Here is a 14,769-nt window from a genome sequence, read left to right as displayed (position 1 = left end):
TGCCGGTTACAACAATTTACAAAAGGCCCGGCAAAACCCGTCGCGTTTGCACCGCAGGCCCCAGGACCAGGGAATGTACGCAAGACCATGAGATCCGTTCAGCTTCTTCGATTATCCCTGCCACTGATGGCAGTGCTCTCATTGTCCGGCTGCCTCGGCGGCGACAGCGGAGGCGGCGGTGATGACACCCGGACCGGCTCACTCACCTACAACGGCATCAGCGGCCTGAACTACACCAGCGCCAGCCGCAGCGAGACAACCGATGACCGCGGCCAGTTCCGCTACTACCCCGGGGAACGCCTGACCTTTGCTGTTGGCGACCTTACCCTGGCCACGGAGGTGCCCGCCGCCGAATACATGACCCCGCTGGAATTTCTCGCTGACATCCGCGAGAGGCTCAACAGCCCGGGCATTGACGATGAAGGCCTACGCTCACACCAGGTCACTGAGCAACAGTTGCGGACCGACACCACCCTGCTCAACCTCACCCGTTTCCTGCTGGCACTGAACTGGGATGAAACCATTGAGGACGGCGAAGGCATTGAAATCCGCGACCGGGTCGTCCGGCAACTGAACCGGGCGCTGCCCGACCTGACCGCCCCCATTGATTTCACCGTCAGCGAAAGCGAGTTCACCGAACGGGGCACCACCCCGTCACCAGCCAATCAGTTACTGGCCGCCATCTGCTTCTACCCGGCGGATGACGAGCACTGTCAGGCCCCGCCCACCCAGGACGAGATTGATAACGCCATGCCCCGCCCCGAGGACGAGAACCTGCGGGACCCCGACCAGGAGTACCAGGAAGACCTGAAAAGCAGGCGTGACCGCATTCTTGAATCCGTCCGCAGCCTGGAGGATGTTGACGCCGAGGCCGCACAGGATTACCTGACCCGCGAACTGGATGCCATCACCACCGTCATCGGCAACCGCTACTATCTGGGCAGAGAAACCGCCAACCATCCCGCCAACGAGACCGACATCAAGGAAGCGGGAATCCGCCGCATCAACGGGGAACCGGATCTGGCAGCCATCGAAGCCATGAGCACCCGCGACCAGGATGTGGTGGTTCACTCATTCAGCTGGCAATCGGCAACGGTGGATTACTTTATCGCGGGAGACAGCGGCGGCGAATCGGAAATCATCATCAATTTCCGCCCCGCAAACAGCTATCGCTGGATCAGGAAAAGCCTCAGGGTGATCATCGACTGACTCACCCGGGGGCTTCAGATCGGATCAGGAACCGACCAGTCGTGACAGGTTCCAGCGGGATTCCGTACCGGTGACATCAAAGTGCTCCGGATTGAGCCCTTCCGTGCCATGGGGCAGGCACTCGGCAATGGACAGGGTCTCGCCGGGACCCTTGTCCTCGTTGAAACTCGCCAGATCGATGATCTTCGCAGACTCCAGCGGTTGCTGGTTCTGGTCCGTCATCACCATGACACGAGGCCACAGGCGGCGTTCCGCGGAATGGGACACCACAATGCCACGTTGGCCATTATTAAGCTGAACCAGGCTTCCGGTGGGATAGATTCCGACCGCCTGAATAAATTTCTCCACCAGGTCTTCCTGAAACTCGATGTTGCGCATGTCATACAGCAGGTTCACCGCCTTGGCCGGCGTCATCGGTTCGGAGGTTTCCCTGGGGCCGATCAGGGTTTCAAAAAACTCGGCAAGGCCACTGATCTTCGCCAGTAACGGGATGCGATCCCCGCGGACTCCTTCCGGGAAACCCGAACCGTTGTGGCGTTCCCGATGCCCCTGCACCACGCTGACCACCGCGCGGGATACGCCGGTCCCATCCAGCATCGCCACGCCGCGCCCGACATAGCTCCGGTAGCGGGCGAATTCATCGGCATCCAGCCGGCCCTCTTTCTGCAGCAACGCCACAGGCAGTTCGGTTTTGCCCACCTGGGACAACAGGCAGCCCAGCCCCATGTGGTTAAGCAACCCTTCGTTCAGACCAAGGTGGCGGCCACACACCAGCGCCCATACCGCTGTGTTCATGGCATGCCGGTAGATATAGTCATCATGCTCACGGGTACGGCTAAGCCACAGCAGAGCATCCGGATTCCGAACCACACTGGAAACCATCTTGCGGGTGACGCCAGCCACCTCTCTCAAGTCCGGCGTTTCCTCACGCTGAACCGAGCCAAACACCCGGGCCAGTGCGGTCTCGACATCGGCCAGCACCGTCCCTGAAACCTTGAGCTCTTTCTTCAGGGTAGCGGTCGTCTCGTACTCGACCGGCTCCTTGATCTGCAACGGCGGCAGCTGAATCACTTCACGGCTGTCACCGAGCTTTCTTGCACGCTTTCCAAACACCGGGCCCGCCGGTTTGCCTAGATTCACCTTTTCGCGCAGCTCAGCGACGTCGATAACTACCCACTTGCAGTGGGATCCCACCGACCGGATGTCATCCTGGGAGCGAATAGGAAAGCCCTGGATCGGGAAAGGTGTCTGGTGCCACGGCCGGTCCAGTTCGGACACAAACATGCCGACTTCCAAGTCTTGTACGGCGATTTTCCTTTGACGAACGCCCACGACGTGCACCCCTTCAATCAAAATAATCGATACTCACTATTCTGACGCCACCAACGCCAGATTCCATTACATTTTTGTAGTCCAAAGTAACCCAAAAGCAACAGGAGGTAACGATTGCTATCACGGAGAAACAAAATGTAGCAGCGTGACGGGACTCACACTTCTGGTACAAAAGTGTCAATCTGCGTCACAAACTGAATCATCCATGACCGGCGGACGCCCATTCAGCGCGCCCCGTGGCGAGGTGCGGATGTGGACCATATACGGCACCGGTGACGCTCGCAGGTAATCGACGCTTTCCTGGTCGTCGCCTTCACCGCGACGGGTGGCCGCCGGTCGACAGGACACCAGCAACTCCAGGGAAGCGCCAATATCCACCACCCTCGCCTCCGCCTCACCGGCGTTCACCGACAGGCACTGGGTTTGGTCATCCGCCGGCTTCCCGCTTGCCGCCACCCGATCAAGACCGGCCTGACCACAGGCCCGGATACCATCGGCGCATTCACCGGCAACGGCGTGGGAGTCATCCGCCAATCGCCAGCTGCGGGTGCTGCACTGGGTCGTCACGGTGATCGGCGTGGACTTGTCCGCCACGAACCACCAGTCCGGATAGTCAGCGGTCTGCCAGTTCAGCATGACCTGGCGCGGATCACCTTCGGAGTTTTCAGCGGGAAACAGGCCGTAATGGCTGTAGTAGGAAGCGCACCCGCCGAGTACGGGCGGCAAACACAGCAGGCACGAAAGCAGGAAGAAAAAGCGATGGTTTTTCATGGCGTCGGAATCACGGCTGGAAATGGGTATTCAGAAACCGCCATTATCCACAGCGAGGCCCAGGAAACCGTTTATTGATCCGCAAATTGCAAACCGAAACCGTCATTGCACCGGCGAACCACTTCCATTTCCAGCACCGGCGCGGGAACCGGCAGGCCCTGCACCTGCACTTCCACCCTATCGCCCAAGGCAGGATCAAATGACTCGCCTTCAACCACTATGAAAATACCGCCGTCGGAGATATCCCGGGTGGAGAACACATATTCCCCCAGATCGTCATGGCGAACCCTCACCCTTGCACTCATCGCCGTGCGCCCGAATTCTCTCCGATCCTTGCCAACCATAGACTGCGTATCCACCGATTTTACATGGCTTTTATAGTCGTCCGAAGCATATCACCATTCATCATAAAAATTGCAATAGTCAACTTGACACAACCGCTAACACAAATGAGAATGGTTGTTGTTTTTAATGCCGTCATCATAACAAATTAACGACGGCTCAAACCTGCTTGAGAAAGGACGTCACACCATGCGAATGAAACTGGCTGCTGCTGCAACCATGGCGCTCTCCGTCATGCCCCTGAGCGCTTCAGCGGAAGGCGAAGTAAACATCTATTCCTACCGCCAGGCTTACCTTCTGGAACCTCTGCTCAATGCATTCGAGGAAGAAACCGGCATCAAGGCCAACGTGATCTTCGCTAAAAAAGGCCTGGCCGAACGCCTGGAGCGCGAAGGCCGCAACAGCCCGGCCGACGTGGTGATGACCGTCGATATCTCCCGCATCAACGACCTGGTCGAGCGTGACCTGGTCGCCAGCCTGGAAAACGACACCCTGGCCAACAACATCCCGGAAAACCTGCGTCACCCGGATGGCAAGTGGTTTGCCCTGACCACCCGCGGCCGCCTGATCTTTGCCTCCAAGGACCGGGTTGAAGAAGGTGAAATCACCACCTACGAAGAACTGGCGGATGACAAGTGGGACAACCGCATCTGCACCCGCAGCGGCAAGCACCCGTACAACATCGCCCTGATCTCCTCCATGATCGCCCACCACGGCGAGGAAGAGACCGAGCAATGGCTGGAAGGCGTGAAGGACAACCTGGCCCGCAAGCCCCAGGGCGGCGACCGCGACCAGATCAAAGCCATTGCCGAGGGCGTGTGCGACCTGGCCATCGGTAACAGCTACTACTACGGCAACATGCTGAACGATGACAACCAGCGCCCAGCTGCCGAAGCCGTTCGCCTGGTATTCCCCAATGCCGACGGCCGTGGTACCCACGTCAACATCAGCGGCATTCAGCTCACCAAGAGCGCGCCCAACCGCGACAACGCCGTTCGGTTGATGGAGTTCCTCTCCACCGAGGAAGCCCAGCGCATCTACGCTGAAGCGAACACCGAATACCCGGCAAACCCGAACGTCAGCCCTTCCGGCCAGGTGGCCGAATGGGGTGAGATCAATCCTGACCAGCTGTCGCTGCAGGAAATTGCCAATAACCGCAATGCCGCCGTGAAGCTGGTTGACCGGGTTGATTACGACAACCTGTAAACCTGTGACACCGTGAGAAAAGGGTGGGCCTGGCCCACCCTTTTTTGTTTGCGGGAGCCAGAAAAACCTGTCGCCCGGGCATGCCAGTCATTGCAGCCACACCGGCAGGTGACTAGAATCGTGGCTCTTTTCAGGAACCTACTAGAACCTACTAAAAAGGAACGACATGACCGAGGCAGTCACCAGCGGTGAAACCGGGCTAGGTCAGCCCCTGCTGGCGAAGCGCACCTCCAAGCGGTGGCTGATATCCGCCATCCTCACCACGGCCATCGTCGCACTGCCCGTCGTATCGGTCATTTTCCTGGCCCTGTTCCCCGAAGAGAACATCTGGCCCCACCTGCTGGACACCACCCTGCCCCGTTACCTGACCACCACCCTCAAACTGATGGTCGGCGTGGCTGCCATCACGCTGGTGATCGGACTGGCAACGGCCTGGGCCGTTACCATGTGCGAGTTTCCCGGCCGCCGGTTTTTCGAGTGGGCCATGCTGCTGCCCTTCGCGGTGCCCGCCTACGTTATTGCCTATGTGTACACCAGCCTGCTGGACTATGCCGGGCCGGTCCAGAAAGCATTGCGGGAGATCTTTGGTTGGGAAAGCGCCAGGGATTACTGGTTCCCGGAAATCCGCAGCCTGGAGGGCGCCACCCTGATGATCGGGCTGGTGCTGTACCCTTATGTGTATCTGCTGGCCCGCGCCGCCTTCCTGGAGCAGTCGCCTTCGCTGTTTGCCGTCAGCCGCAGCCTGGGGCATTCGGCCATCAGCACGTTTTTCCGGGTGGTCCTGCCCATTGCCCGGCCCGCCATTGCCGTGGGCCTGTCCCTGGTGCTGATGGAAACCCTCAACGATTTCGGCACCGTTGATTTCTTCGCCGTTCAGACCCTGACCGCCGGTTTGTTCGACACCTGGATGAACCTGGGCAACCTCGGCGGCGCCGCGCAGATTGCCACCACCATGCTGATCTTCATGGTGATCCTGGTCACCCTCGAACGCTACTCCCGCCGCCGGCAACAACAGTTCGCAGCACGAGACAACCGGGATCCGATCCGCCGGTTTGCTCTGTCCCGGCCCCGGCAACTGATCTGCATCGTTGTATGCGCCGCGCCGGTTATTCTGGGCTTTGCAATCCCGGCCATCACCCTGGGCCAGTACGCCTGGGAATACTTTGACGAAAGCTGGAATTCCGAATTCTTCCGCAACACCCTGAACAGCCTGTTCCTGTCCGGAACCGCAGCGCTGACCACCCTGCTGATCGGCGTTACCCTGGCCTACAGCCGGCGGCTGCATGACACCCGGGGCATGCAGATCATGATGCGGCTTTCCAGCCTTGGCTATGCCATGCCCGGCGCGGTACTGGCGGTCGGCGTGATCATCCCCCTGGCGGGCTTCGACAACTGGCTGGACAGCCTGATGCGGGACACCTTCAACATCAGCACCGGCCTGCTGCTGAGCGGCTCGACCTTTGCCCTGGTGTTTGCCTACACGGTTCGTTTCCTGGCGGTGTCAGCCGGCAGCGTGGAAAGCGCCCTGCAGAAAATCACCCCGAGTATGGACATGGCGTCCCGCTCCATGGGGCATACGCCCGGCAGTACCCTGGTACGGGTACACCTGCCCATGCTTCGGGGCACGCTGATTACCGCCGCGCTGGTGGTGTTCGTGGACTGCATGAAGGAGTTGCCGGCAACGCTGATCCTGCGGCCGTTCAACTTCGACACCCTGGCCACCTACGTGTACCAGTTTGCCTCCGATGAACGGCTTGCCCACAGTGCGTTACCGGCGTTGATTATCGTTCTGGCGGGTATTATTCCGATCATCCTGATGAGCCGGTCCATCTCGGCCAGCCGCAGCATCGCCTGATGCGCCACCGGCCCGGGATCAGACAGGGTCAGAGGATCGGCCTGGAACCGGCATCCTGGACCACGAAACGGCCCTGAAAGGTGGCTACCGGCGCGCCCTTGGGATCGTTCGTCGGCTCACCGCAATACACATCCGCGTGCAACGCCAGGCGCCCCTTGCCATGGCGGGCAAGGCTTTTCCTGAAGCGATCCGGTATCTCTCCGGCGGGAAGCCGGCACAGGGCGTAGAAATCCCCCTCCACCGGCGTCAGATAATCCATGCTGCCGCTCTGGACCATCACATTGCCCCGCAGCCCCATATCGGCAATGGCCAGCTCGATCAGTCCCCAGGCGGCCGTTACCGCTACCGAGTACACGCTGCCACCAAAACCGGTGCCCTGGTGATTGTGATTGGGTTCCAACGGCGCACTCACCAGCAGGGCATGGCCGTCATAGGAAAGCACTTCCAGGCCAAGCGCACGGGTCAGGGGAATGGATTCATGAATGCGTTTCTGGAAACGACCTAACTGAGTCATAGTCCCTCCTTGATTGCCCTCAGTTTATTCCCTTGTCCACGCTTGCCCTATGCGACTTATGTAGGCTTTTTGTCACCAGAATGAAAGAAGCCCGGACGAATCCGGGCTTCCCTGTGGCCATCGGCGGGTTGCCCCGCTGGTTAACGGCAGCTATTACTGCCAGATAACCGGCTGGCGCTGGGCGTACCAGCTGTCCACTTTTTCCTCGTAGGCATCTTCCACGACATTACGCTTCAGTTTCAGCGTTGGCGTCAGGAAGCTGTTCTCGATGGACCACTCATCGCTGACCACGGTAATGAAGGCCAGTTGCTCGTGGGGATCCACCGTCTTGTTCACTTCCTGGATCAGGTCCTTGAAGCTGGCTTCCAGCTCTTTGCGGAACGCTTCATCCGCCAGTTTCGGGCGGGTTTCCTCGCCCAGCATCACCAGCGCGTGGGGCTGGGTCTGGTTGGCGCCAGAGACACACACCATCTCAATGGCATCGTGGGACATCAGGCGGTTCTCAATCGGCGCCGGAGCTATGTACTTGCCCTTGCTGGTCTTGAAAATTTCCTTGATGCGGCCAGTCAGCTTGAGGCGGCCCATCTCATCAATCTCACCCTTGTCACCGGTCTTGAGGAAACCGTCTTCAGTGAAGGTTTCGCGGGTTTTCTCCTCGTCCTTGTAGTAACCCATCATGGTGGCCGGGCTCTTCACCAGTACCTCGCCCTGGTCGCTGATCTTCACTTCCACCCCGGGTGCCGCTTCGCCCACATAACCGGTGCGGGAGCGTCCCGGCTTGTTCATGTGGGAGTATGCAAAGTTCTCGGACATGCCATAGCCTTCCAGCAGTTCCAGGCCGAGGTTGCGGTACCAGTCCAGTACATCGTGGGACAACGGCGCCGAACCACTGCCGGCCAGCTTCACCTTGTCCAGGCCAAGACCTTTGAGAATTTTCTTTTTAATCAAACCTCTTACAACAGGAATCTTAAGCAGTTTCTCAAGCTTCTGTTTGGGCAGCTTCTGCAGTACGCCGTGCTGGAACTTCACCCACAGGCGCGGCACGGACAGGAACAGGGTCGGCTGCGCGCGCTGCAAATCCTGCACGAAGGTGTCCAGGGATTCGGCGAAGAACAGCTGGAAACCGGAATACAGCGACCCCAGCTCCACAAACGTGCGCTCGAATACGTGAGCCAGCGGCAGGTAGGACAGCATGCGCTCATCCGGGCCCACGCCCAACACTTCGGTGCCGCCTGCAGCCGCATAGGCCATGTTGCGGAAACTCAGCATAACGCCCTTCGGACGACCGGTGCTGCCGGAGGTGTAAACAATGGTGGCCAACTCGTCCGCCTCGCGGGTGGTGTTTTCTTCCATCGGCGGGAACTTGGCGACCAGGTCATCCCAGGTTTCGAAATCGTTGGGCGGACTCAGCGGGTAGGAGACACAACGGACGCTCTCGGGCACGCCCGGCTTCATCATGTCCCAGTCATCCAGCTTGCCAATAAACACCACCTCACATTCACTGTGATCCAGGATATAACTGACGGTGTCGGCGTTCAGGGTCGGGTACAGCGGTACGGAAATGTGGCCCGCCATCCAGATCGCCCAGTCAGACATGATCCAGTGCGCGCAGTTCTTGGAAATAATCCCCACCCTGCTCTTTTCCGGCAGGTTGAGAGACTTCAGGTAAGACGCCATGCGGCGGGCTTCATCAACGGCCCGTTTCCAGGTGTATTCAACCACCTGTCCATCGCCCATCGGCTGCGTCATATACAGAGAATCGGCCTTGGCCTTTTCCCAGTAGTACACCATATCCAGGGGAAGTTTGTTTGTTGTGTCCATGGACCTTTCCTTGCTTAAGGTTATTGAAGTTATTTGAGTTGTTGGAATGACCTGTGTCCTGTGAGAGCCGGCCTCTTTGCGGGCTTATTAGACTTTCGTAGCGTATTGCAACACACCTCCTCTCGTCAAAACGTGATGGCGATAAAACTATTGCATTTCTCATGTTTTTACAGATTTTCTGCAACGCTTTGATACGAATCAGGTAACTTCCGCTACCCCGCTGTCTGTTTCCGTGTGGTAAACTTCCGCCCCTTTAAAACCATGAATCACCGCTCAACATTCTCGGGAGAAAGGGCTTATGGCCAAGAAGACTCTGCGAACCCTGATTGGTGCAACCCTGCTGGCCGCAGCGGGACTGGCACAAGGCGACGAACCACGGGTGGTTGCCGTCACCCAGATTGTGGAACATCCGGCCCTGGATGCGGTTTACCAGGGGGTCAAGGATGAACTCGCGGAAGAGGGATTCACCGAAGGCGATAACCTCGAGATCACGCACGAGAGCGCCCAGGGCAATGCCGCCATCGCCTCTCAGATTGCCCGCAAATTCGTGGGCGAAGGTCCCGATGTGATCGTTGCCATCGCCACGCCTTCAGCGCAGACCATGGCCGCTGCCGCCCGCAACATCCCCGTGGTGTTCGCCGCCGTCACCGATCCGGTAGGCGCCAAGCTGGTGAACAGCCTGGAAGCCCCGGGCGCCAACATCACCGGCGTTACCGACATGCTGCCGATCGAGCACCACATTGACCTGCTGGAGCGCCTGGTCCCGGACGCCAAGACCATCGGCACCGTTTATAACCCCGGTGAAGCCAACGCCGTCGCCCTGGTGGAACTGCTGGAAGAGCGCCTGGAAGCCCGCGGGCTGACACTGGCCAAGGCCGCCGCCACCAAAACCTCTGAAGTGCTGGGTGCGGCCCGCTCCCTGGTGGGCAAGGCAGATGCAATCTACCTGACGACTGACAACACCGTGATCAGCGCCGCCGAAGCCGTGGTTTCCGTGGGTGAGCGCGCCAAGATCCCGGTCTTCGCAGCAGACACTGCCACCGTCAGCCGTGGCGCCGTGGCAGCCCTCGGCTTCGACTACTACGACCACGGCCGCCAGGCCGGCAGCATGGTGGTACGGGTGCTGAACGGCGCCAACCCGGGAGAGATGGCGGTTGAATCCGTTGACACGCTGAACCTGTTCGTGAATCCCGCAGCAGCCGAGCGCATGGGCATTACCCTGTCCGACGATGTGCTGAACGATGCCCAGGAAATCGTCAAAAGCGATAAGTAACACCTGACTCAATACGGGCGGGCCTCACAAGGGCCCGCCCGTATTCTTTTACAGCGAATATTACCCATGCTCAGTGACATTGCTCTATACGGCGCTATCGAGACCGGTCTGATCTACGGTCTGGTCGCCTTCGGTATCTACCTCTCTTTCCGGGTCCTGGATTTTCCGGACCTGACCGTCGACGGCAGTTTCCCCCTCGGGGCGGCCGTCGCCGCCATGCTGATCCTTGCCGGCTGGAATCCCTGGATTGCCACCGGTGCCGCGGTACTAGCCGGCATGGCCGCCGGTGCGGTCACCGCCATCCTGAACGTCAAACTGAATATCCTTAACCTGCTGGCGTCCATCCTCACCATGATCGCGCTCTACTCCGTCAACCTGCGCATCATGGGCCGCCCCAACGTGGCGCTGTTGACCGAGGAAACCGTGCTCACACCCTGGTACGACCTGGGTCTGGCCTACCACCAGGTGCCGGTGCTGCTGTTCGTGATCGTGGTGTTCGTATCTCTGATCCTGCTGTGGCGTTTCATGAAATCCGAAACCGGTCTGGCCATGCGCGCCACCGGCGCCAACGCCCGCATGGCCCGGGCCCAGGGCATTGCCACCGGCGGCATGATCATTCTCGGCGTTGCCCTGTCCAACGGTCTGGTCGGCCTGGCGGGCGCGCTCTTCGCCCAGAGCCAGGGCGCGGCGGATGTCACCATGGGTGTGGGCGTGATTGTCATCGGCCTGGCGTCCCTGATTGGCGGCGAAGCGGTGATTACCCCCAACACAGTGATCAAGGCTCTGATTGCCTGCGTGGTGGGCGCCATCATCTACCGGCTGGCCATCGCCTTCGCTCTGAACGCAGAGTTCCTCGGCTTGCAGTCCCAGGATCTCAACCTGATTACGGCGGTACTGGTCACCCTGGCCATCGTATTGCCCGGTGTGCGCACCTCGGTTGCCGCCCGTTTCACCCGCCAAAAAGCCTGAGAGGTACAGCATGATTAGCGCAACGGATCTCAGACTGACGTTTGGCAAAGGCACACCGCTGGAAAACCCCGCGCTGCGGGGCATGAGCCTGACCGTCAACCAGGGTGAGTTTGTCACCGTGATCGGCAGTAATGGCGCCGGCAAATCCACCTTCCTTAACGCCCTCGCCGGCGAAGTGATGGTGGACAGCGGCAAGATCATTGTCGACAACCAGGACGTCACCAAACTGCCAACCCACAAACGCGCGGGCAGCGTTGCCCGGGTATTCCAGGACCCGCTGGCCGGCACCTGCGAAGGGCTGAGCATTGAGGAAAACCTGGCCCTGGCCATCAAACGCGGGCAGCGCCGCGGGCTGACCGCCGCGGTGAAGAAAGAGTACATGGAGCAGTTCCGCAACAGCCTGTCTTCCCTCAAACTCGGGCTGGAGAACCGCCTGGGCGACAAGATGGGCCTGCTTTCCGGCGGTCAGCGCCAGGCCGTCAGCCTGCTGATGGCGAGCCTCACGCCCTCCGCTATCCTGCTGCTGGACGAGCACACCGCCGCGCTGGACCCGAAAACCGCCGCGTTTGTGCTGGAGCTCACCACCCAGATCATCGAGGAGCAGAAACTCACCGCCCTGATGGTCACCCACAGCATGAAGCAGGCACTGGAAGTCGGTGACCGCACCGTGATGCTTCACCAGGGTGAAGTGGTGTTTGATATCGAAGGCGAGAAACGCAAAGGTCTGGAGGTCAAAGACCTGCTGGGACTGTTCGAAAAGCAACGGGGGCTGGAGATCGACGACGACAGCCTGTTGCTGGACTGACAGACCCAACCCCGGGACCACACAAGGCGGGACAGGATCCCGCCTTTTTTCGTCCAATTTTTAACCACTACATGTTGTGCTTTGTAGGCCAAATGTCCAACCTGGCGATTTTCCGGGCAATTCCCCGGATTCAAGCCCTTTTCCATTGATTTTCTTTGCCCCAGACTCACAACCGATAGTTGACTTCTTATTCACAGACCACTATATCCTGTTATACTAATTCGAAAGAGGCCCATATATAGGGTTAAGCGGGTGTTTTCTGACCATCGCCCAAAGAAGCCGCCAGGGGCGCCGCGGCTGCCGGTTGCAGGCACGGCCTTTCCCCGGAAAGCGGCAAACAATCTAGCGAGGTCAACACCACATATAGTGGTTTTGTTCAAAAAGAGCACAATCCGGCCAGGACACACACCCTGGCCCGTAAAAATCAGCACGTTCCAACAGGGGTATGGTTGTATTCGGGGTCACCGACAACCATTTATTAAGACATACTGGAAGATTGAGGGTGGCAATGAACGCTAAAGCACAGGCAGTGATAACAACAATTCCAATGCAGGAGGCTTCGCTCGACATCTGGAGCAGCAAGTACCAGCTCAAGACCAAGACAGGCGAACCCGTCGATAAGGACATCAACGCTACCTACGAACGCGTAGCGACTGCCCTTTCCCAGGTGGAAGCCAAAGCCAACCGCGCCAAACACATGAAGGACTTTATCTGGGCCCTTCAGCACGGCGCGATCCCGGCAGGACGTATTACCTCCAACGCCGGCGCCGAGGCCCACAAACCGGCTACGTCCACCATTAACTGTACCGTGTCTGGCTCTGTTCAGGATTCCATGAACGACATCCTGGAAAAGAACCACGAAGCCGGCCTGACCCTCAAAGCCGGCTGCGGCATCGGCTACGAATTCTCCACCCTGCGTCCCCGTGGCGCCTACGTCGCCGGCGCTGGCGCGACGACGTCCGGCCCGCTGTCGTTCATGGATATCTTCGACCGCATGTGCTTCACCGTGTCTTCCGCCGGTGGCCGCCGTGGCGCACAGATGGCCACCTTCGACGTTCACCACCCGGACATCATCGACTTCATCCAGGCCAAGCGTGAAGACGGCCGCCTGCGCCAGTTCAACCTGTCGCTGCTGATCACCGAGGACTTCATCGAAGCCGTGCGCAACGGTGACGACTGGCACCTGTCCTTCCCGGTCACCGAGAAGGAAGTGGAAGAAGAAGGCCTGGACCTGAACGATCCGGAACAGTTTGTGTACCGCGACTTCCCCATTCTGGAAGGCTACGTGGTCAACGATGAAGGCAAGGTTGCGTGCCGCATCTACCGCACCCTGAAAGCCCAGTTCATCTGGGACACCATCATGACCAGCACCTACGACTATGCAGAGCCCGGCTTCATCCTGATCGACAAGGTCAACCAGATGAACAACAACTGGTTCTGCGAAGACATCCGCGCCACCAACCCCTGCGGCGAGCAGCCCCTGCCCCCGTACGGCAGCTGCCTGCTGGGCTCGGTGAACCTGACCAAGTTCGTGGACTACCCGTTCACCGACAAGGCCAGCTTCAACTATGAGAAGTACCGCAAGGTGGTGGGCATCTTCACCCGCATGCTGGACAACGTGGTGGAAATCAACGGCCTGCCGCTGGCCGAACAGCGCCACGAAATCACCTACAAGCGCCGCCACGGCATGGGCATCCTCGGCCTGGGTTCCACCCTCGCCATGCTGCGCATGCCCTACGGTTCTAAAGAGTCCGTCCAGTTCACCGAAGAAGTGGTCCGCGAGATGGCCGTGGAAGGCTGGCGCCAGTCCCTGGCCCTGGCCGAAGAGAAAGGCCCGGCGCCGATCATGGACGACGAGTTCGAGATTACCCCCAAGATGCTGTCCAAGTGCCCGCAGCTGAGCGAAGACGGCTACAAGCTGGGCGACAAGCTCAAGGGCAAGCTGCTGCACGCCAAGTACAGCCGCTACATGCAGCAGATTGCCGGCGTGGAACCGGAGCTGATCGAGAAACTGGCCGAGAAAGGCGGGCGCTTCACGCACCACACCTCCATCGCGCCGACCGGCACCATCAGCCTGTCACTGGCCAACAACGCCAGTAACGGTATTGAGCCGAGCTTCTCGCACCACTACGCCCGGAACATCATCCGCGAAGGCCGCAAGACCAAGGAAAAAGTCGACGTGTTCTCCTTCGAACTGCTGGCCTACCGCCACCTGGTGAACCAGGGCGCGATGCCGTTCTCCGAGGACGAAGACAAGAAGCTGCCAAGCTACTTCACCACCTCCGACGACGTCACGCCGACGCAGCACGTGGACATCCAGGCCGCGGCCCAGAAGTGGGTGGATTCCTCCATCTCCAAGACCGCCAACGTGCCCACGGACTTCGCCTACCCGGACTTCAAGGGCATCTACATGTACGCCTATGACAAGGGCCTGAAGGGTTGCACCACCTTCCGCTTCAACCCCGAGGCGTTCCAGGGTGTACTGGTGAAAGAGAAAGACCTGGAAAACACTCTGTATGAATTCACACTGGACGACGGCAGCAAGGTGACCCTGAAGGGCAACGAACAGGTGGAGTACGACGGCGAGATCCACAACGCCGCCAACCTCTTCGACGCCCTCAAAGAAGGCACCTACGGTAAATATTGATCCGGGAACCCGACACAGGACAACG

General features: G+C 59.4%; 12 protein-coding genes. 7 read left to right on the top strand and 5 right to left on the bottom strand.

The features are described from left to right. The first annotated feature begins 87 nt into the window (after positions 1–87). The gene (locus ACJO5Y_RS00465) at positions 88–1,209 is read left to right on the top strand and encodes an organic solvent ABC transporter permease (protein ID WP_406984222.1); all 1,122 of its coding nucleotides are present in this window, start codon (positions 88–90) and stop codon (positions 1,207–1,209) included. A 24-nt stretch (positions 1,210–1,233) separates the two neighbouring features. On the opposite strand, the gene ACJO5Y_RS00460 is transcribed toward ACJO5Y_RS00465, so the two are convergent. The 3 genes from ACJO5Y_RS00460 to ACJO5Y_RS00450 form a co-directional block, all read right to left on the bottom strand. Beyond that, a complete protein-coding gene (locus ACJO5Y_RS00460) occupies positions 1,234–2,541 on the bottom strand; it encodes a cyclic di-GMP phosphodiesterase (RefSeq protein ID WP_406984221.1) in 1,308 nt (435 codons plus the stop codon). Between the two features lie 177 nt (positions 2,542–2,718). Continuing rightward, the gene (locus ACJO5Y_RS00455) at positions 2,719–3,312 is read right to left on the bottom strand and encodes a hypothetical protein (protein WP_406984220.1); all 594 of its coding nucleotides are present in this window, start codon (positions 3,310–3,312) and stop codon (positions 2,719–2,721) included. Positions 3,313–3,383: 71 nt separating this feature from the next. Continuing rightward, positions 3,384–3,656 (bottom strand): PilZ domain-containing protein, encoded by a 273-nt coding sequence (locus ACJO5Y_RS00450; protein ID WP_406984219.1) that lies wholly within the window; start codon positions 3,654–3,656, stop codon positions 3,384–3,386. A gap of 187 nt (positions 3,657–3,843) precedes the next feature. Here ACJO5Y_RS00450 and ACJO5Y_RS00445 point away from each other — a divergent pair, with 187 nt between their 5' ends. Together ACJO5Y_RS00445 and ACJO5Y_RS00440 are read left to right on the top strand one after the other, a co-directional pair. After that, positions 3,844–4,860 (top strand): Fe(3+) ABC transporter substrate-binding protein, encoded by a 1,017-nt coding sequence (locus ACJO5Y_RS00445; RefSeq protein ID WP_406984218.1) that lies wholly within the window; start codon positions 3,844–3,846, stop codon positions 4,858–4,860. Positions 4,861–5,026: 166 nt separating this feature from the next. Beyond that, a complete protein-coding gene (locus ACJO5Y_RS00440) occupies positions 5,027–6,715 on the top strand; it encodes an ABC transporter permease (protein WP_406984217.1) in 1,689 nt (562 codons plus the stop codon). A gap of 28 nt (positions 6,716–6,743) precedes the next feature. On the opposite strand, the gene ACJO5Y_RS00435 is transcribed toward ACJO5Y_RS00440, so the two are convergent. Beyond that, positions 6,744–7,229 carry a thioesterase domain-containing protein gene (locus tag ACJO5Y_RS00435; protein ID WP_406984216.1) on the bottom strand — a complete coding sequence of 162 codons (486 nt, stop codon included), beginning with the start codon at positions 7,227–7,229 and terminating at the stop codon, positions 6,744–6,746. Between the two features lie 153 nt (positions 7,230–7,382). Beyond that, on the bottom strand, positions 7,383–9,050 hold the full coding sequence (locus ACJO5Y_RS00430) for an AMP-binding protein (protein WP_406984215.1): 1,668 nt from the start codon (positions 9,048–9,050) through the stop codon (positions 7,383–7,385). 298 nt (positions 9,051–9,348) lie between these two features. Here ACJO5Y_RS00430 and ACJO5Y_RS00425 point away from each other — a divergent pair, with 298 nt between their 5' ends. The 4 genes from ACJO5Y_RS00425 to ACJO5Y_RS00410 all read left to right on the top strand — a co-directional run bounded on the left by ACJO5Y_RS00425 (position 9,349) and on the right by ACJO5Y_RS00410 (position 14,744). Then, the gene (locus tag ACJO5Y_RS00425) at positions 9,349–10,323 is read left to right on the top strand and encodes an ABC transporter substrate-binding protein (RefSeq protein WP_406984214.1); all 975 of its coding nucleotides are present in this window, start codon (positions 9,349–9,351) and stop codon (positions 10,321–10,323) included. A 66-nt stretch (positions 10,324–10,389) separates the two neighbouring features. Next, on the top strand, positions 10,390–11,292 hold the full coding sequence (locus tag ACJO5Y_RS00420) for an ABC transporter permease (RefSeq protein WP_406984213.1): 903 nt from the start codon (positions 10,390–10,392) through the stop codon (positions 11,290–11,292). Between the two features lie 10 nt (positions 11,293–11,302). After that, entirely contained in the window at positions 11,303–12,097 is a 795-nt protein-coding gene (locus ACJO5Y_RS00415; RefSeq protein ID WP_406984212.1) for an ABC transporter ATP-binding protein, read from the top strand. A 508-nt stretch (positions 12,098–12,605) separates the two neighbouring features. Further along, entirely contained in the window at positions 12,606–14,744 is a 2,139-nt protein-coding gene (locus ACJO5Y_RS00410) for an adenosylcobalamin-dependent ribonucleoside-diphosphate reductase (RefSeq protein WP_406984211.1), read from the top strand. Positions 14,745–14,769: the final 25 nt, after the last annotated feature.

Source organism: Marinobacter alkalisoli (genome assembly GCF_045449855.1).
Lineage (GTDB): Bacteria > Pseudomonadota > Gammaproteobacteria > Pseudomonadales > Oleiphilaceae > Marinobacter.
Note: the sequence above shows the minus strand (reverse complement) of the source record. Positions and strands in the feature narration are given on the sequence as shown.

Coding starts and splice junctions, on each gene's coding strand:
- ACJO5Y_RS00450 (WP_406984219.1), bottom strand. CDS start 3,656: ATGGTTGGCAAGGATCGGAGAGAATTCGGGCGCACGGCGATGAGTGCA.
- ACJO5Y_RS00440 (WP_406984217.1), top strand. CDS start 5,027: ATGACCGAGGCAGTCACCAGCGGTGAAACCGGGCTAGGTCAGCCCCTG.
- ACJO5Y_RS00420 (WP_406984213.1), top strand. CDS start 10,390: ATGCTCAGTGACATTGCTCTATACGGCGCTATCGAGACCGGTCTGATC.
- ACJO5Y_RS00415 (WP_406984212.1), top strand. CDS start 11,303: ATGATTAGCGCAACGGATCTCAGACTGACGTTTGGCAAAGGCACACCG.
- ACJO5Y_RS00465 (WP_406984222.1), top strand. CDS start 88: ATGAGATCCGTTCAGCTTCTTCGATTATCCCTGCCACTGATGGCAGTG.
- ACJO5Y_RS00445 (WP_406984218.1), top strand. CDS start 3,844: ATGCGAATGAAACTGGCTGCTGCTGCAACCATGGCGCTCTCCGTCATG.
- ACJO5Y_RS00410 (WP_406984211.1), top strand. CDS start 12,606: ATGAACGCTAAAGCACAGGCAGTGATAACAACAATTCCAATGCAGGAG.
- ACJO5Y_RS00435 (WP_406984216.1), bottom strand. CDS start 7,229: ATGACTCAGTTAGGTCGTTTCCAGAAACGCATTCATGAATCCATTCCC.
- ACJO5Y_RS00455 (WP_406984220.1), bottom strand. CDS start 3,312: ATGAAAAACCATCGCTTTTTCTTCCTGCTTTCGTGCCTGCTGTGTTTG.
- ACJO5Y_RS00425 (WP_406984214.1), top strand. CDS start 9,349: ATGGCCAAGAAGACTCTGCGAACCCTGATTGGTGCAACCCTGCTGGCC.
- ACJO5Y_RS00430 (WP_406984215.1), bottom strand. CDS start 9,050: ATGGACACAACAAACAAACTTCCCCTGGATATGGTGTACTACTGGGAA.